This window comes from Priestia sp. D3YE.R1 (assembly GCF_049199565.1).
In the GTDB taxonomy this organism is placed as follows: Bacteria; Bacillota; Bacilli; order Bacillales; family Bacillaceae_H; genus Priestia; species Priestia aryabhattai.
This window is the reverse complement of record NZ_JBLTHW010000001.1, coordinates 1,403,528-1,417,271: the sequence shown is the minus strand read 5'-3', so window position 1 is coordinate 1,417,271 and position 13,744 is coordinate 1,403,528. Positions and strand designations below refer to the sequence as shown.

Here is a 13,744-nt window from a genome sequence, read left to right as displayed (position 1 = left end):
AGTAAAAGAAATGACACAAGGAGATGTAGTATATGAAGGCGCTAAGATGGCATAATCAAAAAGATATTCGTCTTGAAGAAATAAATGAACCGGTTGTACAGGCTGGTCAGGTAAAAATGAAAGTTAAATGGTGTGGAATTTGCGGTAGTGATTTACATGAATACTTAGGTGGTCCCATCTTTATTCCAGTTGATAGACCGCACCCTCTCACTAATGAGGTTGCTCCAGTAACGCTTGGACATGAATTCTCAGGTGAAGTAGTAGAAGTTGGAGAAGGTGTCACCCATTATAAAGTTGGTGATCGTGTGGTAGTTGAGCCAATCTTTGCTACACATGGACACCAAGGTGCTTATAACCTAGATGAACAAATGGGATTCTTAGGTTTAGCCGGAGGCGGTGGAGGTCTTAGTGAATATGTTGCAGTAGATGAAGAACTTTTATTCAAACTTCCAGACGATTTATCTTATGAACAAGGTGCTTTAGTAGAACCAGCGGCAGTAGCTCTTTATGCAGTACGTTCAAGTAAAGTAAAAGCAGGAGACAAAGTTGCTGTATTTGGATGTGGACCTATTGGACTTCTTGTCATTGAAGCGTTGAAAGCAGCAGGTGCAACCGATATTTATGCAGTTGAATTATCCCCAGAAAGACAAGCAAAAGCAGAAGAATTAGGAGCAATCATCATTAATCCTGCTGAAGTTGAAGATACGGTAGCCGAAATTGCTAGATTAACTGACGGTGGCGTAGATGTATCATTTGAAGTAACAGGTGTACCTATTGTATTACGTCAAGCAATCCAATCTACAGGAATTGGCGGAGAAACTATTATCGTTAGCATATGGGAAAAAGGAGCAGAAATTCTGCCGAATGATATTGTAATTAAAGAACGAACTGTTAAAGGAATCATTGGCTATCGTAACGTGTTCCCAGCAGTATTGTCTCTTATGCAAAAAGGCTACTTCTCAGCCGAAAAGTTAGTAACGAAAAAGATAGCCCTAGACGATGTAATTGAAGAAGGGTTTGAAAGCCTGATTAAAGAAAAAAACCAAGTTAAAATTTTGGTTAAATCAGAACAGCAATAAGAATCATCAAGAATGAGGATTTCTCTAAGCCACTAATAGCAATTAGTGGCTTTTTATTTCTTTAATCGGGTCCAGCCGAGATATGTGTAAAATTTCCCCAACATAGTTTGACAGTTTAGAAGAATTAACAAGTAAACTACATAACGATGCCCATTGATTTAATTACATTTGAATCCATGAGACGCTTGGTTACCTGAATCCCATGGACTACAAAAAGTTGCCTAGTTTAGCGTTGACGTACCAATAGGTTAATTGATGAGAATCACACAGATATAAAATACACATGTCTGCTCTTTTTAAGCACCGTAGTAATACTTTAAAAAGTTTAAGATGGATAACAGGATAATCAAAATAACCAAAACTCCTCCTATTAATATCCTTCGTCCTTCTTTTGGGGGAAGTTTTTTGTTTTTCATGGGCATACAAAACCAGTTTTCGAAAGGCAATGTGCAGTAAAATAACGAAGGCAAACATACCAATCCTCACAAGAATAAACAGATTATCACATCCATTTCAATAAAAATAAGAGCTAAGGGGCATTCGGCAAATAACTTAGCTATAAAACTTTTTATTGTCTTTGTTCTTTTGATACTCTACAAAAAAGGATACTGGAACTGCTCCAATACATATACCAATCGAAATAAACAGCGCCTGATTCATCTGAAGACTCGGATTTGTCGCTGCCTTACTATAAATGACAAAACAGACGAAGCTCAAAAAGCCTATAGCTAAAGGAATGAGCGCGTGCCTATACCATTTCATTGTATTAGCCTCCCCTCTTTTTCACCCCACCTAGCTTGATCGTGGCAGCATATGATTTATTTGTCAGCAATTAAGAGATGCACCGAGTAATAGCACAATCCTGTTTAGGTAAAATGACTTCCCGTTATAGCGCTGGCTAAAAGAACGATTACGGCTAGCCCTTTCACCATATAGGTTGGGCTTTCACTCAAAGGTTTCCCCTTGCTTTCACTTATAACAGGGTAAAAATAAAAAAGAGAAAAGAAAACCCATACTCGCTGCCATAGTTATGATTTTTTCCAAATTATCACATCTCCTTTTTTCTTACTTTTCCTTCTTTTCTTCTTGCTAAACAAGTTTAGCCAAATAGTGAGCGGCGCCTCTCCAGAATATACGAGCCCTCTTGAAATCATACAAAAATAAAAAAGGCAGGATTTCTCCTGCCTTTTTGCATATGTAATTTCTCTTCACTATGTCAACTCAGCGCTTTTAGCAAGCATAAAAGCAGAGATACTAAACAAAACAATCAATAAAGAAGCGGCATGTAACAGTAAAAAAAGAAATTTTTGGCCGCCTTTAATGAAGAACGAATAAATCATTCCTAGGATTGTTGCTAAGATTAAAAGTGCTGCTGCTATTTTAATTACTATAGCAAAGAAAGCTCCAGCAAATACAATTGACGGAATAAAAGATGCTACAATAATGATATACAAAATCAGTGTAGCAATAAAAGCGGTTTTTGATACGTTTGAAGCCCGTTTAAACAAATTCCCCATATAATCTCCTTTCACATTTTAAAACTGCATCTTTTACTATAATACATGTGCTTAGAGGACACAATTAACTTTTTAAAAGTGCTCATCACTTAAGCTTTATCGCCAATGATATCCTTTATATTTTTGAGATCTTGTTTGCTTAGTTTATCAAATGTTGTGGCTGTTTTTTTGTTTGAATTATTTATTGATAAATAGCCTTGAGGAACGCTTTGTAGTCTTTACTTCAAAATCAATTCATACTAAAATTCTCTCTTTTGGTAGATAGACAGCCCAATAAAGTAAGAAGTAATATACATCACCATTCCAAAGAGGGTATACAAGATAGGAACATGCAAAGAAGAAGCGATCGGTAAGCTTGATGCCACTAATATCTCGACTAAGTACCCAACAGCTCCCTGTAAAGCAATGGCAACGAAAAGGCCACCCATTCCCCCTCCAAGTACAATGCGTCAGATTTCTCTGCTCCGAATACGTAAAGAAGCGGATAAGCAAGTGCACCAGCAAAAAGTACGATAAATGTACCAAACGAAACGATATTTACTATATCCTCTACTGCACTTTTGGAAATGATCGAATACATAGAAAAAACCGCATAAGATAGGATGGTTCCGCTGACGACAATTAAAAAGTAAAAAACATAGTGACTTTGCACCACATTTTTTCGGCTAATCGGAAGAGTAAGCACGTATTTGTCATAGCCGGTTTTACTTTCTAGTTTGATCACTTCAAGCGCTGGCATTGCCATCAATAAAATAATTAACATCGCTATAATACGGTAAAATGAAGGGTTCGCAAAATAAAAAATGACCGCAGAAATAACTATGGCAAGCGCTGTGTACGTCAAAAAGCTTCGTTGAATGAGGTAGTAGTTCGTTAACAATAGACCTCTCATTTACGGTTCACTCCTTGTTAAAAGCACGCTTAGTTCTTCCATCGACATCGCTTCAGTTACAGTTCCTTCTGGCAGTTGATGCTTATCGGATACGAGTACACGGAAAGATTTATCATACGTTCTTTTTGCTACTACTATGTCTTCCGGAAGTACGTTCAGCTGTTCTTCATTCATAACGGCAATTGCATACTCCTGAAAAACTTTCTCTTTTTCTTCATTTAATAAAATCTCACCGTTTTTAATCACAACAAGGTGGCTCGCGATTTTTTCGACGTCGCTCATAATGTGCGACGAAAGCAATATTCCGCTGTTGCCATCGCTGACAAATGCTTTTAATTCATCTAATATTTGCTCTCTAGACGAGGGATCCAGTCCTCCTGTTGCTTCATCTAACAGCAATATTTTAGCACGGTGAGACAGCGCTACAGCTAGAGATAATTTCATCGACATGCCGCGTGAAAACATATGTATTTTTTTATCTTCCGGTAACGAAAAAGAATGAATCAATCGGTGAAAATCAGCTTCTTCCCAAGAGTTAAATAGCTTCTTAAAAACGTTGTTTAGCTGTTTGATCGTTAAAGAAACCGGCAGATTAATCGCGTCAAACACGACTCCAATATCTTCTTTAATCGTCGCATCTTTATTTAAATTGTCTTCACCAAATATTTCGACAGTACCGCTATCTCTCGAAATCAGTCCTAACACTGCTTTAAACGTCGTAGATTTCCCCGCTCCGTTATCACCAATAAATCCAACAATCGATCCAGGGGGTACACTAAAGGAAACATCTTTTAAAACTTCATTTTGGCCAAACGTTTTTGCCATGTTTCTAACTTCTAAAAGATTTGTCATGTACTCACTTCACTTTCTCTATTAGTAGTTAGGCACAACCCTAGAATCCAACTCATTTAGTTGCTTTGATAACGCACAAAATCACCTTTTATTTACAAAAATGACTATTCACTACCAATTATAGCTAGGAAACTACAAAAAGTCGATGACAGCCTCAAGGTTTGCTGCCCTTTCGTTTGGTTTTTATGACCGTAATATGTATGACAACATCTACCTGTACTATTCTTGACTTACCTTTTTACCCAAATCACAAATAAAAAAAGGATCTCCCATAAAAGATCCTTTTCCTTCACTATAATGGATGACGCTGCTTTTTTTCTTTTTCACTTAATACATAGTCGGTTATAAAACCAAGAATAAGTCCAACTGCTACCGGTATTAAACCGCCTTTTGCTTCCATTTGAAAATTTTCCGGTTCATTTACATAAATCCACTGAACTGACAGTAACGAAATATGAAATATATTGCCGATAAAAAATAAAATTGCTATGGTGCCAATCGTTATGCCGAATGAAAGAATATATTTTTTCACCGTACCCCCTCCTTTCAATAAAAGGCTGCTCCTAGCAGAGCAACCTTTTAATTTATTTATTTTGCTTCAAGCACTGCCTTTTCTTGAAAAACCTTCTTTAATACAAGAGACTGAAAAATCATAAACAAACTGCCTGTCATCCAGTATAAAACGAGACCAGACGGTGAAAATACCCCAAATGAAAGCACCATGACAGGCGAAAGAATTTGAGATAACACTGCGTGCGATCCATTCATTCCTGCTACATCCTTTTGCATGACTCTTGTCTGCAAATACGTAGCTAATGCCGCGGCGATTGGAAGGATAAAATACGGATCCGCATGTCCTAAGTCAAGCCACAAAAAAGATGATGCGCTAATTTCATCTATTCGTCTAATCGCGTAGTACACAATTGAAAAGACCGGAAGCTGGACAAGTAAAGGAAGGCAGCCCATAAGAGGATTGGCTCCATTTTCTTTAAGCAGTTCCATCATTTCACGCTGATATTGCTGCTGACTCTCAGGATCTTTATCTTTGTACTTATCTTTCAGCTGTTGAAGCTGAGGCTGTATACGTTTATTGCTCAGCTGATTTTTATATTGAAGAACGTTTAAAGGAGCCAGCAGCATACGTACGCCAACCGTCACAAGCATAATCGAAAAACCAACACTTTGATGAAGCCACGTATTTCCTATAAACAAAATGAGCAGCGAAAAAGGGTAAATAAAATAGTGATCAAAAAAGTGAGTGTGCGAACTTTGAATCACGTTTGCTGAATCACAGCCGGCAAGTAGAAAAATGGAAGCAACAATAAAGAAAAGCTTCTTTTTATGTTTTAACATTTATATTCCTCCAGTATTTTTTTAGTCAAACGAAAAAAATACTGACGAATGCGGACCTTCATCATCTTGTTCACCTTTTGCTTCTTGCCTGTGAACAGAATGTATAAATTTAAATTTGTAATACACGCAGCATATGAGATTCTGAGCGCATAAAAGATTTACGTTTTGTATAAGATACATGTCCTTTTGCTGCAGACAAACATGTTTATGTACCGTTTGAAAGGTAGCTAGTTTAATAGCAGCATGTACAAAGAATGCCGTCATAATCGCAAATGATACATACAGAAAAGCATCCGGTATAAACAATTCCATTTATTCACATCCTTATGGATTATTGTATCATATTTTCCTTAATTTAGGTTAATTGATTTTATGGCGCAGAATCTGCTATCTCAGTAAATATACTCTACAAAGCCGATTTCCTTATAGGAACGTCAAAGAATAAGTTTCTTTTTGTACATATCATCTTACGTTTAATAAAACGACGCATAGAAAATATACTGGCACTCATATAATTCTAAAAATTTCTACTTTTACTAGTAAAAAGGATATTATTCCTTTTTATGGTATAATCAAAAAATATCATTCATAGGGAGTGAATTCGTTGGAAACTAACACAAAACCTCAAGTAAACACCAACTCTATTGTTTCTCTAACTCTAGGCATCGTATCTATTTTTATTCCAATCATTGGGTTTATTACAGGGATTATTGGAATTATCTTCTACAAAAAAGCATCAAATCAAATAGCTGCTACGAATCAAAGCGGTAAAGGACTCGCGATTGCCGGTCTGATCTGCAGTATAGTAGGCGTGATTTCTCAGCTGTTCTTCGTATTAGGGATTATTACGTTTATGTTTGCGGGAACGACGGTTGACTATGAATAAAACAGGTCAATTAAAAAATGCAAGAAAATCGGGGTGTAGATAGGATTATTTAAATTTCTATATGAAAGAATAAAAGCTTGATTTTCGACTATCCGAAAATCAAGCTCTTGAAATTTAAATGTTCTGATTCATTGTTACTACGTCTATAGCTTTTAATGTAACTTACAAAGGAGAATGAAAAATTAAATCTATCGTTGAATCTGGAATAAAAGAAATCATAATTGTTCTACTTACTTTACTACTAGTAATCTCTGTGTTGATTAACTGTTATAGCTATTTTAATAGTTCAGAGATAAAAACTTTGACCTCAAAATGTTATGATAACGGCGGAGAAGCCATAGTAGAAATACATAATCCAATTATTAATGATTATTCTTTTGAATGTAAATAACTGAGTTAAAAAACAACTGGTCACTTAACAAGCTTACTTAAAAGAGGGCTAACGATTTAGCCCTCTTCTATACGTTAAAATATAGACAAATTAAGTCAATAACAAAGGAGTTTTTTATGAAACATGTCATATTAGGCATCTGCGTATTTGTATATGCCGTACTACTAGACTATCTAAAATATAACTATGGTCTTAACCTTATAGGAAAGGTGCTAATCCTGTCTGTTTTAACTGGTGTTACGTATAAAATTATCGAAAAGATATACGAGAATGGAGCTGCTACACCAAAGGATGAGGAGTAACGTTAAGTCAGCTTACTATTTTAATTGTTTCTGCAGCGTGCTTACTAAAGGTTCTCTAAATGAAAATCTTTTTTAGTATCTCTTATGTATCTGCTATGAAAAAAGATTGCCGATGAAGATAATAAATCCTGTTACTAGAATTAATCCAGCACTAATTACCACCGTTAGAATACTTCTTAGAGCCGATGCCCAATTGTTTATTCCAAAGAACCCTGCAATGCCGACGAAAAATAGAATCATTGCCAAACAAAAATTTATATTAAATAACGCTGGGTGATTAAAAGCGATAAAAAAGAACACGACGCACAGTAACGTACACACAAATGACCAAAAGTTGATAATTCGTTCCATTTCAATTAAACTTCCTTTCCCTTTAAACTCTGCAGATTTGAAATCCTCTTAAATCATTTATTTCAAATCTGTTTTTAAACGCTGCAGGAAAATTTCGCAAACTTCGGTTTGAATAAACTGCTTCTTCAAACTGCACAATAAATATTCTAGTTCAAATTCCTGATAAAAAATTTTAGTCACATACATTTTTAATTCTTCTAGCGTAGGTGGTTCTGACGCATATAGTTTATCTAACGAAAGGTTAAATTGAGAGAACAGCTGATCATTTTGATACCATTCGAAAATTTCTTCACCTTTTATTCGGCAACTAAACACACCTAGTATTTTTAAGAATGCCTTCACTTGATTTTCTTCAAATTCATGATCAATCGCAAACATAAAAAAAGGGTGTTCCTCTGCGTTAATCATGTGCTTCATGAGACTCATTTGATATTTTAATAGCTTTACTTCTTTTACGACATCCAACTTCTTCCCATCTTTCTTTTAAAAATGATACTACTATACTCTGTGAATTTTACCATAATATAGTAGATTTAATAAACCGTTTATAAAAGTATGACTTTGTAATTAATGGAATAATGAGGTATATTATTGTAAATGCGGATAATTTCATAAATTGAAAGTGAGGATATATATGGGCTTATTAATAATTGCTGCTATTATCACTTTATCTGTTATCTTGGACTACTTTATTTTTGACTATGATGATAAACACTGGGGCTGGTTAAAAAAAGCTTCTAAACCAGTTAGAAGAAGTGTTATTGGCTGTTACTTGCTTATGTCGTTTATTATTTATTTTGGTTTGAGTCTTCCGTATATTAAGCCTTTTTTATAAATATCAGTCTGCTTAAACTGGTTAGCCTATAACTCTTACCTAAAAGTTACAGGCTAACCCACTCATTTCAACACCACTATAAATTGTTTGTCTTCAAATTTGAACATTTCCCCTAATTCATAGATATACTTCTTTTTGTCTAATTTATAATACTTTCCAAAATATAGCGTTTTCAAGTTAATACTCATATCTAGACTTGAATCTTTTTCTTCCGCTTCATCTCCGTCCAAGCAAGAATATAATTCAATGTAACACCCCTCTATAAGGTGTTCTTCAATATAAGTAAACAGCTCTCTTATTGATTTAGAATGTGCATCACAAGATAATTCATAGATATATGGCAAGGTAAATGCATGCTTTATCTCGCTATACCCGTCAGTTAAACGATTGATACGAATACCGTACGCATCTTCTTCTTTTTCATAGATTGTAATTAGCTTATCTTTCTTTTGATTTCGATTAAAAGGAGAAAATTCGGGTAAAGACACCAGCGTTTCTTTTGTGCCAAAACTTCCTGTAGGCAATTCATAGGGAGACCCTATATAGTGATGTATCGTCATATTCGTCACTTCGCTTTCTCTTTGCTTATGTAAAATACTATTACTCTTATTAAGATTACATACAAATACAAGAAAAATATGTATAATAAAACCAGGGAGTGACAACATGAGGAAACTACTGCCTTTTCTATTTTCAGCCGCTCTTTATTTGTATGACTCTTCATACAATCATACTGTTTTTTTACATAAACCGGTTGTTTCTACGTTTTTATATGCAGCAGCTATTTTAGTCTGTGCACTATTATTTGTAAATGTTAAAAAAGATCGAGCTGTTTAAACAAGGAGATTACTATGAGCTATAAAATTGTATTTTTTGACGTGGATGGAACCCTTACTCATCACGAAAACGGGACTGTTTCCGCTAAAACTCGAGAGATTATAGAAAGTTTAAAGTACAAAGGATTAAAAATCGTAGCCGCTACGGGAAGGCCTTTATCTCTCTGTAAAGAAATTAAAGAATTAGGTATAGATACGTTCATTACCGCAAACGGCGCGTTTACTGTACATAATGAAGAAGTCATTCATAAGCTGTCCATGGATAAGCACGTTGCGCGCGAAGTCTTTGAATACGCAGCCTCGCAAAATCACGGTCTTTCATTTTATACAAAAGAGCTCAGCATGAACGGTGTCAAAGATGATAATATTTTAAAAGCACTAAAGGAAACATTATCGCTCAGTAATTATCCTCAAATGAATGAGCGTATTTATGATGAAGACATTTATTTAATGTGCTTGTATGGGGATGACAGAACCGCCGAGCAGTATGCACAGCGGTTTCCTCAGTTACTATTTAAAAGGTGGCACCCTTATGTCGTAAGTGTGCTTCAAGAAGAGATCACAAAATCGGTAGCTATCCTGAAGGTCTTAGACTATTTTAACATCCATCAATCCGAGGCTATCGCATTCGGAGACGGAGAAAATGACATCGATATGATAGAGTTAGCCGGCCTTGGAATTGCGATGGGCAACGGATCTGATAAGTTAAAAAAATCCGCAGATTTTGTCACGAAGCAATCGGGTGAAGACGGGATTGAGTTTGCCCTTAAAAAATTTAAAGTCCTATAGAAAAAAAGCATGCCTAGATACTTATCTAAGCGTGCTTTTTTCTTTCCATAAATGCTTCAGGATTTAGCTCCTCCGATTGAATGACAATGGCAGTCATACCTTCTTCACTTCCAGAACTGTGCCATTCTCCTTTTCCCCACAGTGCCGCTTCTCCACGTTTAATAGGTATTCGTTTTTGATTCTTTCCTGTTACCCATCCTTCACCTTCGACTACGATAAATAACTGAGGTATAGGCGCTTCGTGATATCCTACTGTTCCTTCTCCTTCTATATACATATAACCGATAGTAGCTGCTTCATTTGTTTGTGCCATTTTTACGTAAGTAGCTAAATGCGACTGATATTTTTCTACTTTTTTGCCTTGTTCTTTGCTGCATGTATAGATTTTCAATGTTCATAACCTCTTTTTGTTTAGTTAAATTCGGGTTCACTCCATGATTACATATTTTGCTTATTTTTCTCTAAACGCTCTTTGACTAGCTTTTTAAACCTATGAGGATCATCTACGCGAATGACGACCTGCTGGTATTTCTTTTTGATTCCCATAAAAAGCGTTGCTTCAATTGGAGACTTTAGTATTAGTAAAAGATCAGGATGAACAGTTTCAAAATCGCGTGCCATAAATTCAATCGTGGTGTTAGGTACTTTTTGTTGGAGGATGTGAGTGTCTTCTATTATTTCTTCAATATCTTTAAAAGAGATTTCCATACGCTTGGCTAAGCCAAAAGAAATGTATAGACGATCATCTTCCACTCGTAAAGGGTTAAGCCTTAATGCTTGAATGTCTCCTATGAAGAAAACAATGCTATAAATATTAAGGATCAGTAAAACGATTGAAAGAGTCATAGACGTATTGTGCAGCAGCCAATGAAGCCCTAATGTTTCAATGACAATTGCGTGAATAATCATAATTTGAAACGTAATAAAACTGGAGCGTTTATACAGAGTAAACGTATTCCCTTCAGTACTCGGCTGCTTCTTCCACGTTCCAAACGCATAGTAAAGCATTAGCATTTCTGAACAAAGTATGTGTATAAAAGCGTGTTTGGGGAACTTTTCGTTTACAGCCCGCGAAAAGGAAAATAAAAGCGGTAAAGAGTTTGATTTGACTCTTTTCAAAATAGGCGGTACGTTTTTAATTAGCATAAACAGCAGTGAAAGTTCAAATAAAATGAGTACTCCTTCTATTCCAACACCTAGCCACATAACCGACTGAAAAGAAGCCAAGTATTCACTCGGAATGATAAAACGCGCAGTAATAAGGCCTGTAGCCATTAATACAATAAAGTACTTTAGACTGAACTTACGCTGCCAAGCTAAAAACAAGAGCGGAGCCACAAGGCTTAAGTCTACAATAGAACCTACTACTACTCCGTTGAGATCAGCAGGCAAAGACTGAAGTCCAAAAGAAGAGTGATACAACACGTAATTTGAACTTATGACTAACAGCAGTAAAAAAAGAGCGACAAAAGAAACTATTTTTTTATGAAGAACCAAACAACCCACCTCACGTTTAGTTGGTGAAAAACAAAAATTCCTGTTACTTCCATTTTACCAATGAAGTTGATTTAAGTCACTTTGTAGCGTGACATTGTGTTATAAAATCATTTTTTTCACCAATTATTTTATACAAATAATTTACAATGTAAAAAGAGTTTGACATTTTTGGAACTGATGCTACAATAATAAATGTAAAATACTTTTTACATTTATTAATAAGGAGGAGTAAAATGGATTGGGTTAAAATTGTGTATTCATTCATCCTGTTAGTTTGCGGAATTTTGATTTTTATTTCATCATCTTCGCGAAAAGGTGACGAAAGAAAGAAGTTTATCAGCACGAAGGCTCAATCGTATTCATTTATGATCGTTATTGGTGTACTAATTTTAGATGTTGTAGAGTCCATTTATCGGACTTTTCAAGGGAAAAGTTCTTATAATGGCAATGGCATTTCCCCGATAGTGTTTCTAACGACGATTTCAGTTGTATATTTAATAACGTTTCTCACGTACAGAAAAAAATACGGTGATTAAATGAAAAATCTTAGTATGAAATTACGAAGCTCAGCTAATTTTTCCAGGTGAAACGATAAATATAATTTCCCTTTATAATCAGCTTTTGACACAGCCTTTGAATGACATACGACAGTAAATGAGCTTGTTATAAGTGCTTTTAAAAGTAATAACTAGACCTCCTACTGAGGTTTTTTTTGTGCACTCTTAAAATAAAACATTTCCCGGAACTAAAGTCAGGAAATAATATTATAAAACGTTGAGCCCATTAGCATTTTCTTATTCTCTATTCTTTTTTTAAGTAATTCAATAATTCTATTGTTTTGTTTGACGATCGTTCTTAGCTTTGCTTCTAATGAACACAAAGTGATAAAAACGGCTATAAATCCTACAGTGGCTATAAATATAAAAGACTTCTCCCCTTTTTAAAACAATTAACCATATACGCCCTACATCTCAAAAAAACTATGTCTTTCCACTTTGCACACTCTAAGCGAAAACGTTTGATACCATTCTTTTTTTCCTTTGTGCTGCGCTGCGCGGTGGGCTGAATTTTCTTTCCACATTCTTATTGATTCTAAGGAATCCCAGTATGAAACGGTAATGCCTAAATCTTGATCTCTGGCACTTTCTATTCCTAAAAAGCCTTTTTGTTTAAATGCAAGCTCCACCATTTTGTCTGCCATTATTCCGTAACCCTTCTCCCCTTCTGTTCTTTCAGAAGCGAAAATAACGGCATAATAAGGCGGTTCGGGGGTTTTAGCAATTCCAGGCATCTTAATTTCCTCCTTTAAATAAAGTCTAATTAATAACAAAAAGAGTCTAATGTGAAGACTCTTTTACTCTTGATACGTAGAAGCTACTACTTTATATGTTTTCACTTTCGCTAGTTCTTTATCAGGGATTTGCGATGAAGTAGCGTCAAAAGAAATAGATTTTCCAGGAGTCAGCTGCGCCTCTTCCGATTGAAATGTAGTTCCTATAAACTCATTGTGTTTTCCATATAAGGCTCCACCAACCAGAATATATTCAGTAGATTCTTTGGTATTGTTTGTAGCTGTTCCTTTGATATGTAGGATGTGATTCTCTTTTTCCTGACTCATTGCGTCGCCTTTAATTTTCAAGCTCTGTACATTACTTGCAGGTTTTATCGGATTAATCTTGACCTTTACATTATATGTATCTGGTTCTTTATTAATAATTCCTTCCGCTGAAATGTACCCTTCCTCGCCCGGCTTTAGTACATAGGGAGCAAGATGAACTTCGGGGTCACTTGGAATAATATGCGGATCAAGGACTTTTCCAGTTTTGTTTACATATTTTATTGTTGTATCGTTTACATTAAGCGTTTTGTCACTTTCATTTTTTATAACCGCAGAATAGCTCAGTACGTGATTATGAGTGATCGAATCTGTAAGTGTATAACTTTTTTCTTCTACTATTTTTATTTTTTCATCTTTTGTTTTCTCTTTCTTATGCTGGGCATTGTCCGTTTCCTTGTTGCATCCAGCTAGAATGAACAAGAATGCTAAGAGTATTCCTAGAAGCAGTCTTACTTTCATGATGATTCTTCCATTTAATACTATTTTTTTAACAAATTCCATTATAATACTTTTTTGGATTTATCTAAAGGGAATTTCACACCTAAT

The 13,744-nt window shown here is 35.3% G+C and carries 20 protein-coding genes and 1 pseudogene; 7 read left to right on the top strand and 14 right to left on the bottom strand.

Annotated features, from left to right (window positions below):
- Positions 1-32: 32 nt before the first annotated feature.
- A complete protein-coding gene (locus ACOZIR_RS07435) occupies positions 33-1,079 on the top strand; it encodes a 2,3-butanediol dehydrogenase (protein WP_045290808.1) in 1,047 nt (348 codons plus the stop codon).
- 552 nt (positions 1,080-1,631) lie between these two features.
- On the opposite strand, the gene ACOZIR_RS07430 is transcribed toward ACOZIR_RS07435, so the two are convergent.
- From ACOZIR_RS07430 to ACOZIR_RS07400, 7 genes and pseudogenes are all read right to left on the bottom strand, one after another.
- Positions 1,632-1,841, bottom strand: a complete 210-nt coding sequence (locus ACOZIR_RS07430; protein ID WP_045290810.1) for a hypothetical protein — start codon at positions 1,839-1,841, stop codon at positions 1,632-1,634.
- A gap of 449 nt (positions 1,842-2,290) precedes the next feature.
- Positions 2,291-2,596 (bottom strand): hypothetical protein, encoded by a 306-nt coding sequence (locus ACOZIR_RS07425; RefSeq protein WP_045290813.1) that lies wholly within the window; start codon positions 2,594-2,596, stop codon positions 2,291-2,293.
- 239 nt (positions 2,597-2,835) lie between these two features.
- Positions 2,836-3,488 (bottom strand): annotated as a pseudogene (locus tag ACOZIR_RS07420) (ABC-2 transporter permease).
- Entirely contained in the window at positions 3,489-4,340 is an 852-nt protein-coding gene (locus ACOZIR_RS07415) for an ABC transporter ATP-binding protein (RefSeq protein ID WP_415382204.1), read from the bottom strand.
- A gap of 292 nt (positions 4,341-4,632) precedes the next feature.
- Positions 4,633-4,872: a hypothetical protein gene (locus tag ACOZIR_RS07410; RefSeq protein ID WP_340141905.1), complete on the bottom strand. Its 240-nt coding sequence runs from the start codon at positions 4,870-4,872 to the stop codon at positions 4,633-4,635.
- A gap of 56 nt (positions 4,873-4,928) precedes the next feature.
- Complete coding sequence (gene yidC, locus ACOZIR_RS07405) at positions 4,929-5,693, bottom strand: membrane protein insertase YidC (protein ID WP_340141904.1); 765 nt, start codon at positions 5,691-5,693, stop codon at positions 4,929-4,931.
- Positions 5,694-5,714: 21 nt separating this feature from the next.
- Entirely contained in the window at positions 5,715-6,005 is a 291-nt protein-coding gene (locus ACOZIR_RS07400; protein ID WP_340141903.1) for a hypothetical protein, read from the bottom strand.
- A gap of 292 nt (positions 6,006-6,297) precedes the next feature.
- Between ACOZIR_RS07400 and ACOZIR_RS07395 the strand changes: the two genes are divergently transcribed.
- A complete protein-coding gene (locus tag ACOZIR_RS07395; RefSeq protein WP_071272542.1) occupies positions 6,298-6,579 on the top strand; it encodes a DUF4190 domain-containing protein in 282 nt (93 codons plus the stop codon).
- 507 nt (positions 6,580-7,086) lie between these two features.
- The gene (locus ACOZIR_RS07390) at positions 7,087-7,272 is read left to right on the top strand and encodes a hypothetical protein (RefSeq protein ID WP_045290825.1); all 186 of its coding nucleotides are present in this window, start codon (positions 7,087-7,089) and stop codon (positions 7,270-7,272) included.
- 93 nt (positions 7,273-7,365) lie between these two features.
- Here ACOZIR_RS07390 and ACOZIR_RS07385 read toward each other — a convergent pair whose 3' ends face one another.
- Positions 7,366-7,623, bottom strand: coding sequence for a hypothetical protein (locus tag ACOZIR_RS07385; protein ID WP_045290826.1), 258 nt, complete (start codon positions 7,621-7,623; stop codon positions 7,366-7,368).
- 57 nt (positions 7,624-7,680) lie between these two features.
- The gene (locus ACOZIR_RS07380) at positions 7,681-8,088 is read right to left on the bottom strand and encodes a DUF1878 family protein (RefSeq protein ID WP_045290828.1); all 408 of its coding nucleotides are present in this window, start codon (positions 8,086-8,088) and stop codon (positions 7,681-7,683) included.
- 169 nt (positions 8,089-8,257) lie between these two features.
- Between ACOZIR_RS07380 and ACOZIR_RS07375 the strand changes: the two genes are divergently transcribed.
- Complete coding sequence (locus ACOZIR_RS07375; RefSeq protein WP_045290830.1) at positions 8,258-8,458, top strand: hypothetical protein; 201 nt, start codon at positions 8,258-8,260, stop codon at positions 8,456-8,458.
- A 62-nt stretch (positions 8,459-8,520) separates the two neighbouring features.
- On the opposite strand, the gene ACOZIR_RS07370 is transcribed toward ACOZIR_RS07375, so the two are convergent.
- Positions 8,521-9,018: a hypothetical protein gene (locus ACOZIR_RS07370; protein WP_045291061.1), complete on the bottom strand. Its 498-nt coding sequence runs from the start codon at positions 9,016-9,018 to the stop codon at positions 8,521-8,523.
- A gap of 106 nt (positions 9,019-9,124) precedes the next feature.
- Between ACOZIR_RS07370 and ACOZIR_RS07365 the strand changes: the two genes are divergently transcribed.
- Complete coding sequence (locus ACOZIR_RS07365) at positions 9,125-9,295, top strand: hypothetical protein (protein WP_421535542.1); 171 nt, start codon at positions 9,125-9,127, stop codon at positions 9,293-9,295.
- A gap of 14 nt (positions 9,296-9,309) precedes the next feature.
- Complete coding sequence (locus tag ACOZIR_RS07360) at positions 9,310-10,083, top strand: Cof-type HAD-IIB family hydrolase (RefSeq protein ID WP_045290832.1); 774 nt, start codon at positions 9,310-9,312, stop codon at positions 10,081-10,083.
- A gap of 25 nt (positions 10,084-10,108) precedes the next feature.
- Here ACOZIR_RS07360 and ACOZIR_RS07355 read toward each other — a convergent pair whose 3' ends face one another.
- Positions 10,109-10,474, bottom strand: coding sequence for a cupin domain-containing protein (locus ACOZIR_RS07355; protein WP_045290834.1), 366 nt, complete (start codon positions 10,472-10,474; stop codon positions 10,109-10,111).
- A gap of 47 nt (positions 10,475-10,521) precedes the next feature.
- The gene (locus ACOZIR_RS07350) at positions 10,522-11,580 is read right to left on the bottom strand and encodes a hypothetical protein (protein ID WP_045290836.1); all 1,059 of its coding nucleotides are present in this window, start codon (positions 11,578-11,580) and stop codon (positions 10,522-10,524) included.
- Between the two features lie 233 nt (positions 11,581-11,813).
- Here ACOZIR_RS07350 and ACOZIR_RS07345 point away from each other — a divergent pair, with 233 nt between their 5' ends.
- Positions 11,814-12,116, top strand: a complete 303-nt coding sequence (locus ACOZIR_RS07345; RefSeq protein WP_340141901.1) for a hypothetical protein — start codon at positions 11,814-11,816, stop codon at positions 12,114-12,116.
- A gap of 428 nt (positions 12,117-12,544) precedes the next feature.
- Here ACOZIR_RS07345 and ACOZIR_RS07340 read toward each other — a convergent pair whose 3' ends face one another.
- Both ACOZIR_RS07340 and ACOZIR_RS07335 read right to left on the bottom strand, forming a co-directional pair.
- On the bottom strand, positions 12,545-12,871 hold the full coding sequence (locus ACOZIR_RS07340) for an antibiotic biosynthesis monooxygenase (protein ID WP_310877936.1): 327 nt from the start codon (positions 12,869-12,871) through the stop codon (positions 12,545-12,547).
- 63 nt (positions 12,872-12,934) lie between these two features.
- Positions 12,935-13,657, bottom strand: a complete 723-nt coding sequence (locus ACOZIR_RS07335) for an FxLYD domain-containing protein (RefSeq protein ID WP_045290842.1) — start codon at positions 13,655-13,657, stop codon at positions 12,935-12,937.
- Between the last annotated feature and the right edge of the window lie 87 nt (positions 13,658-13,744).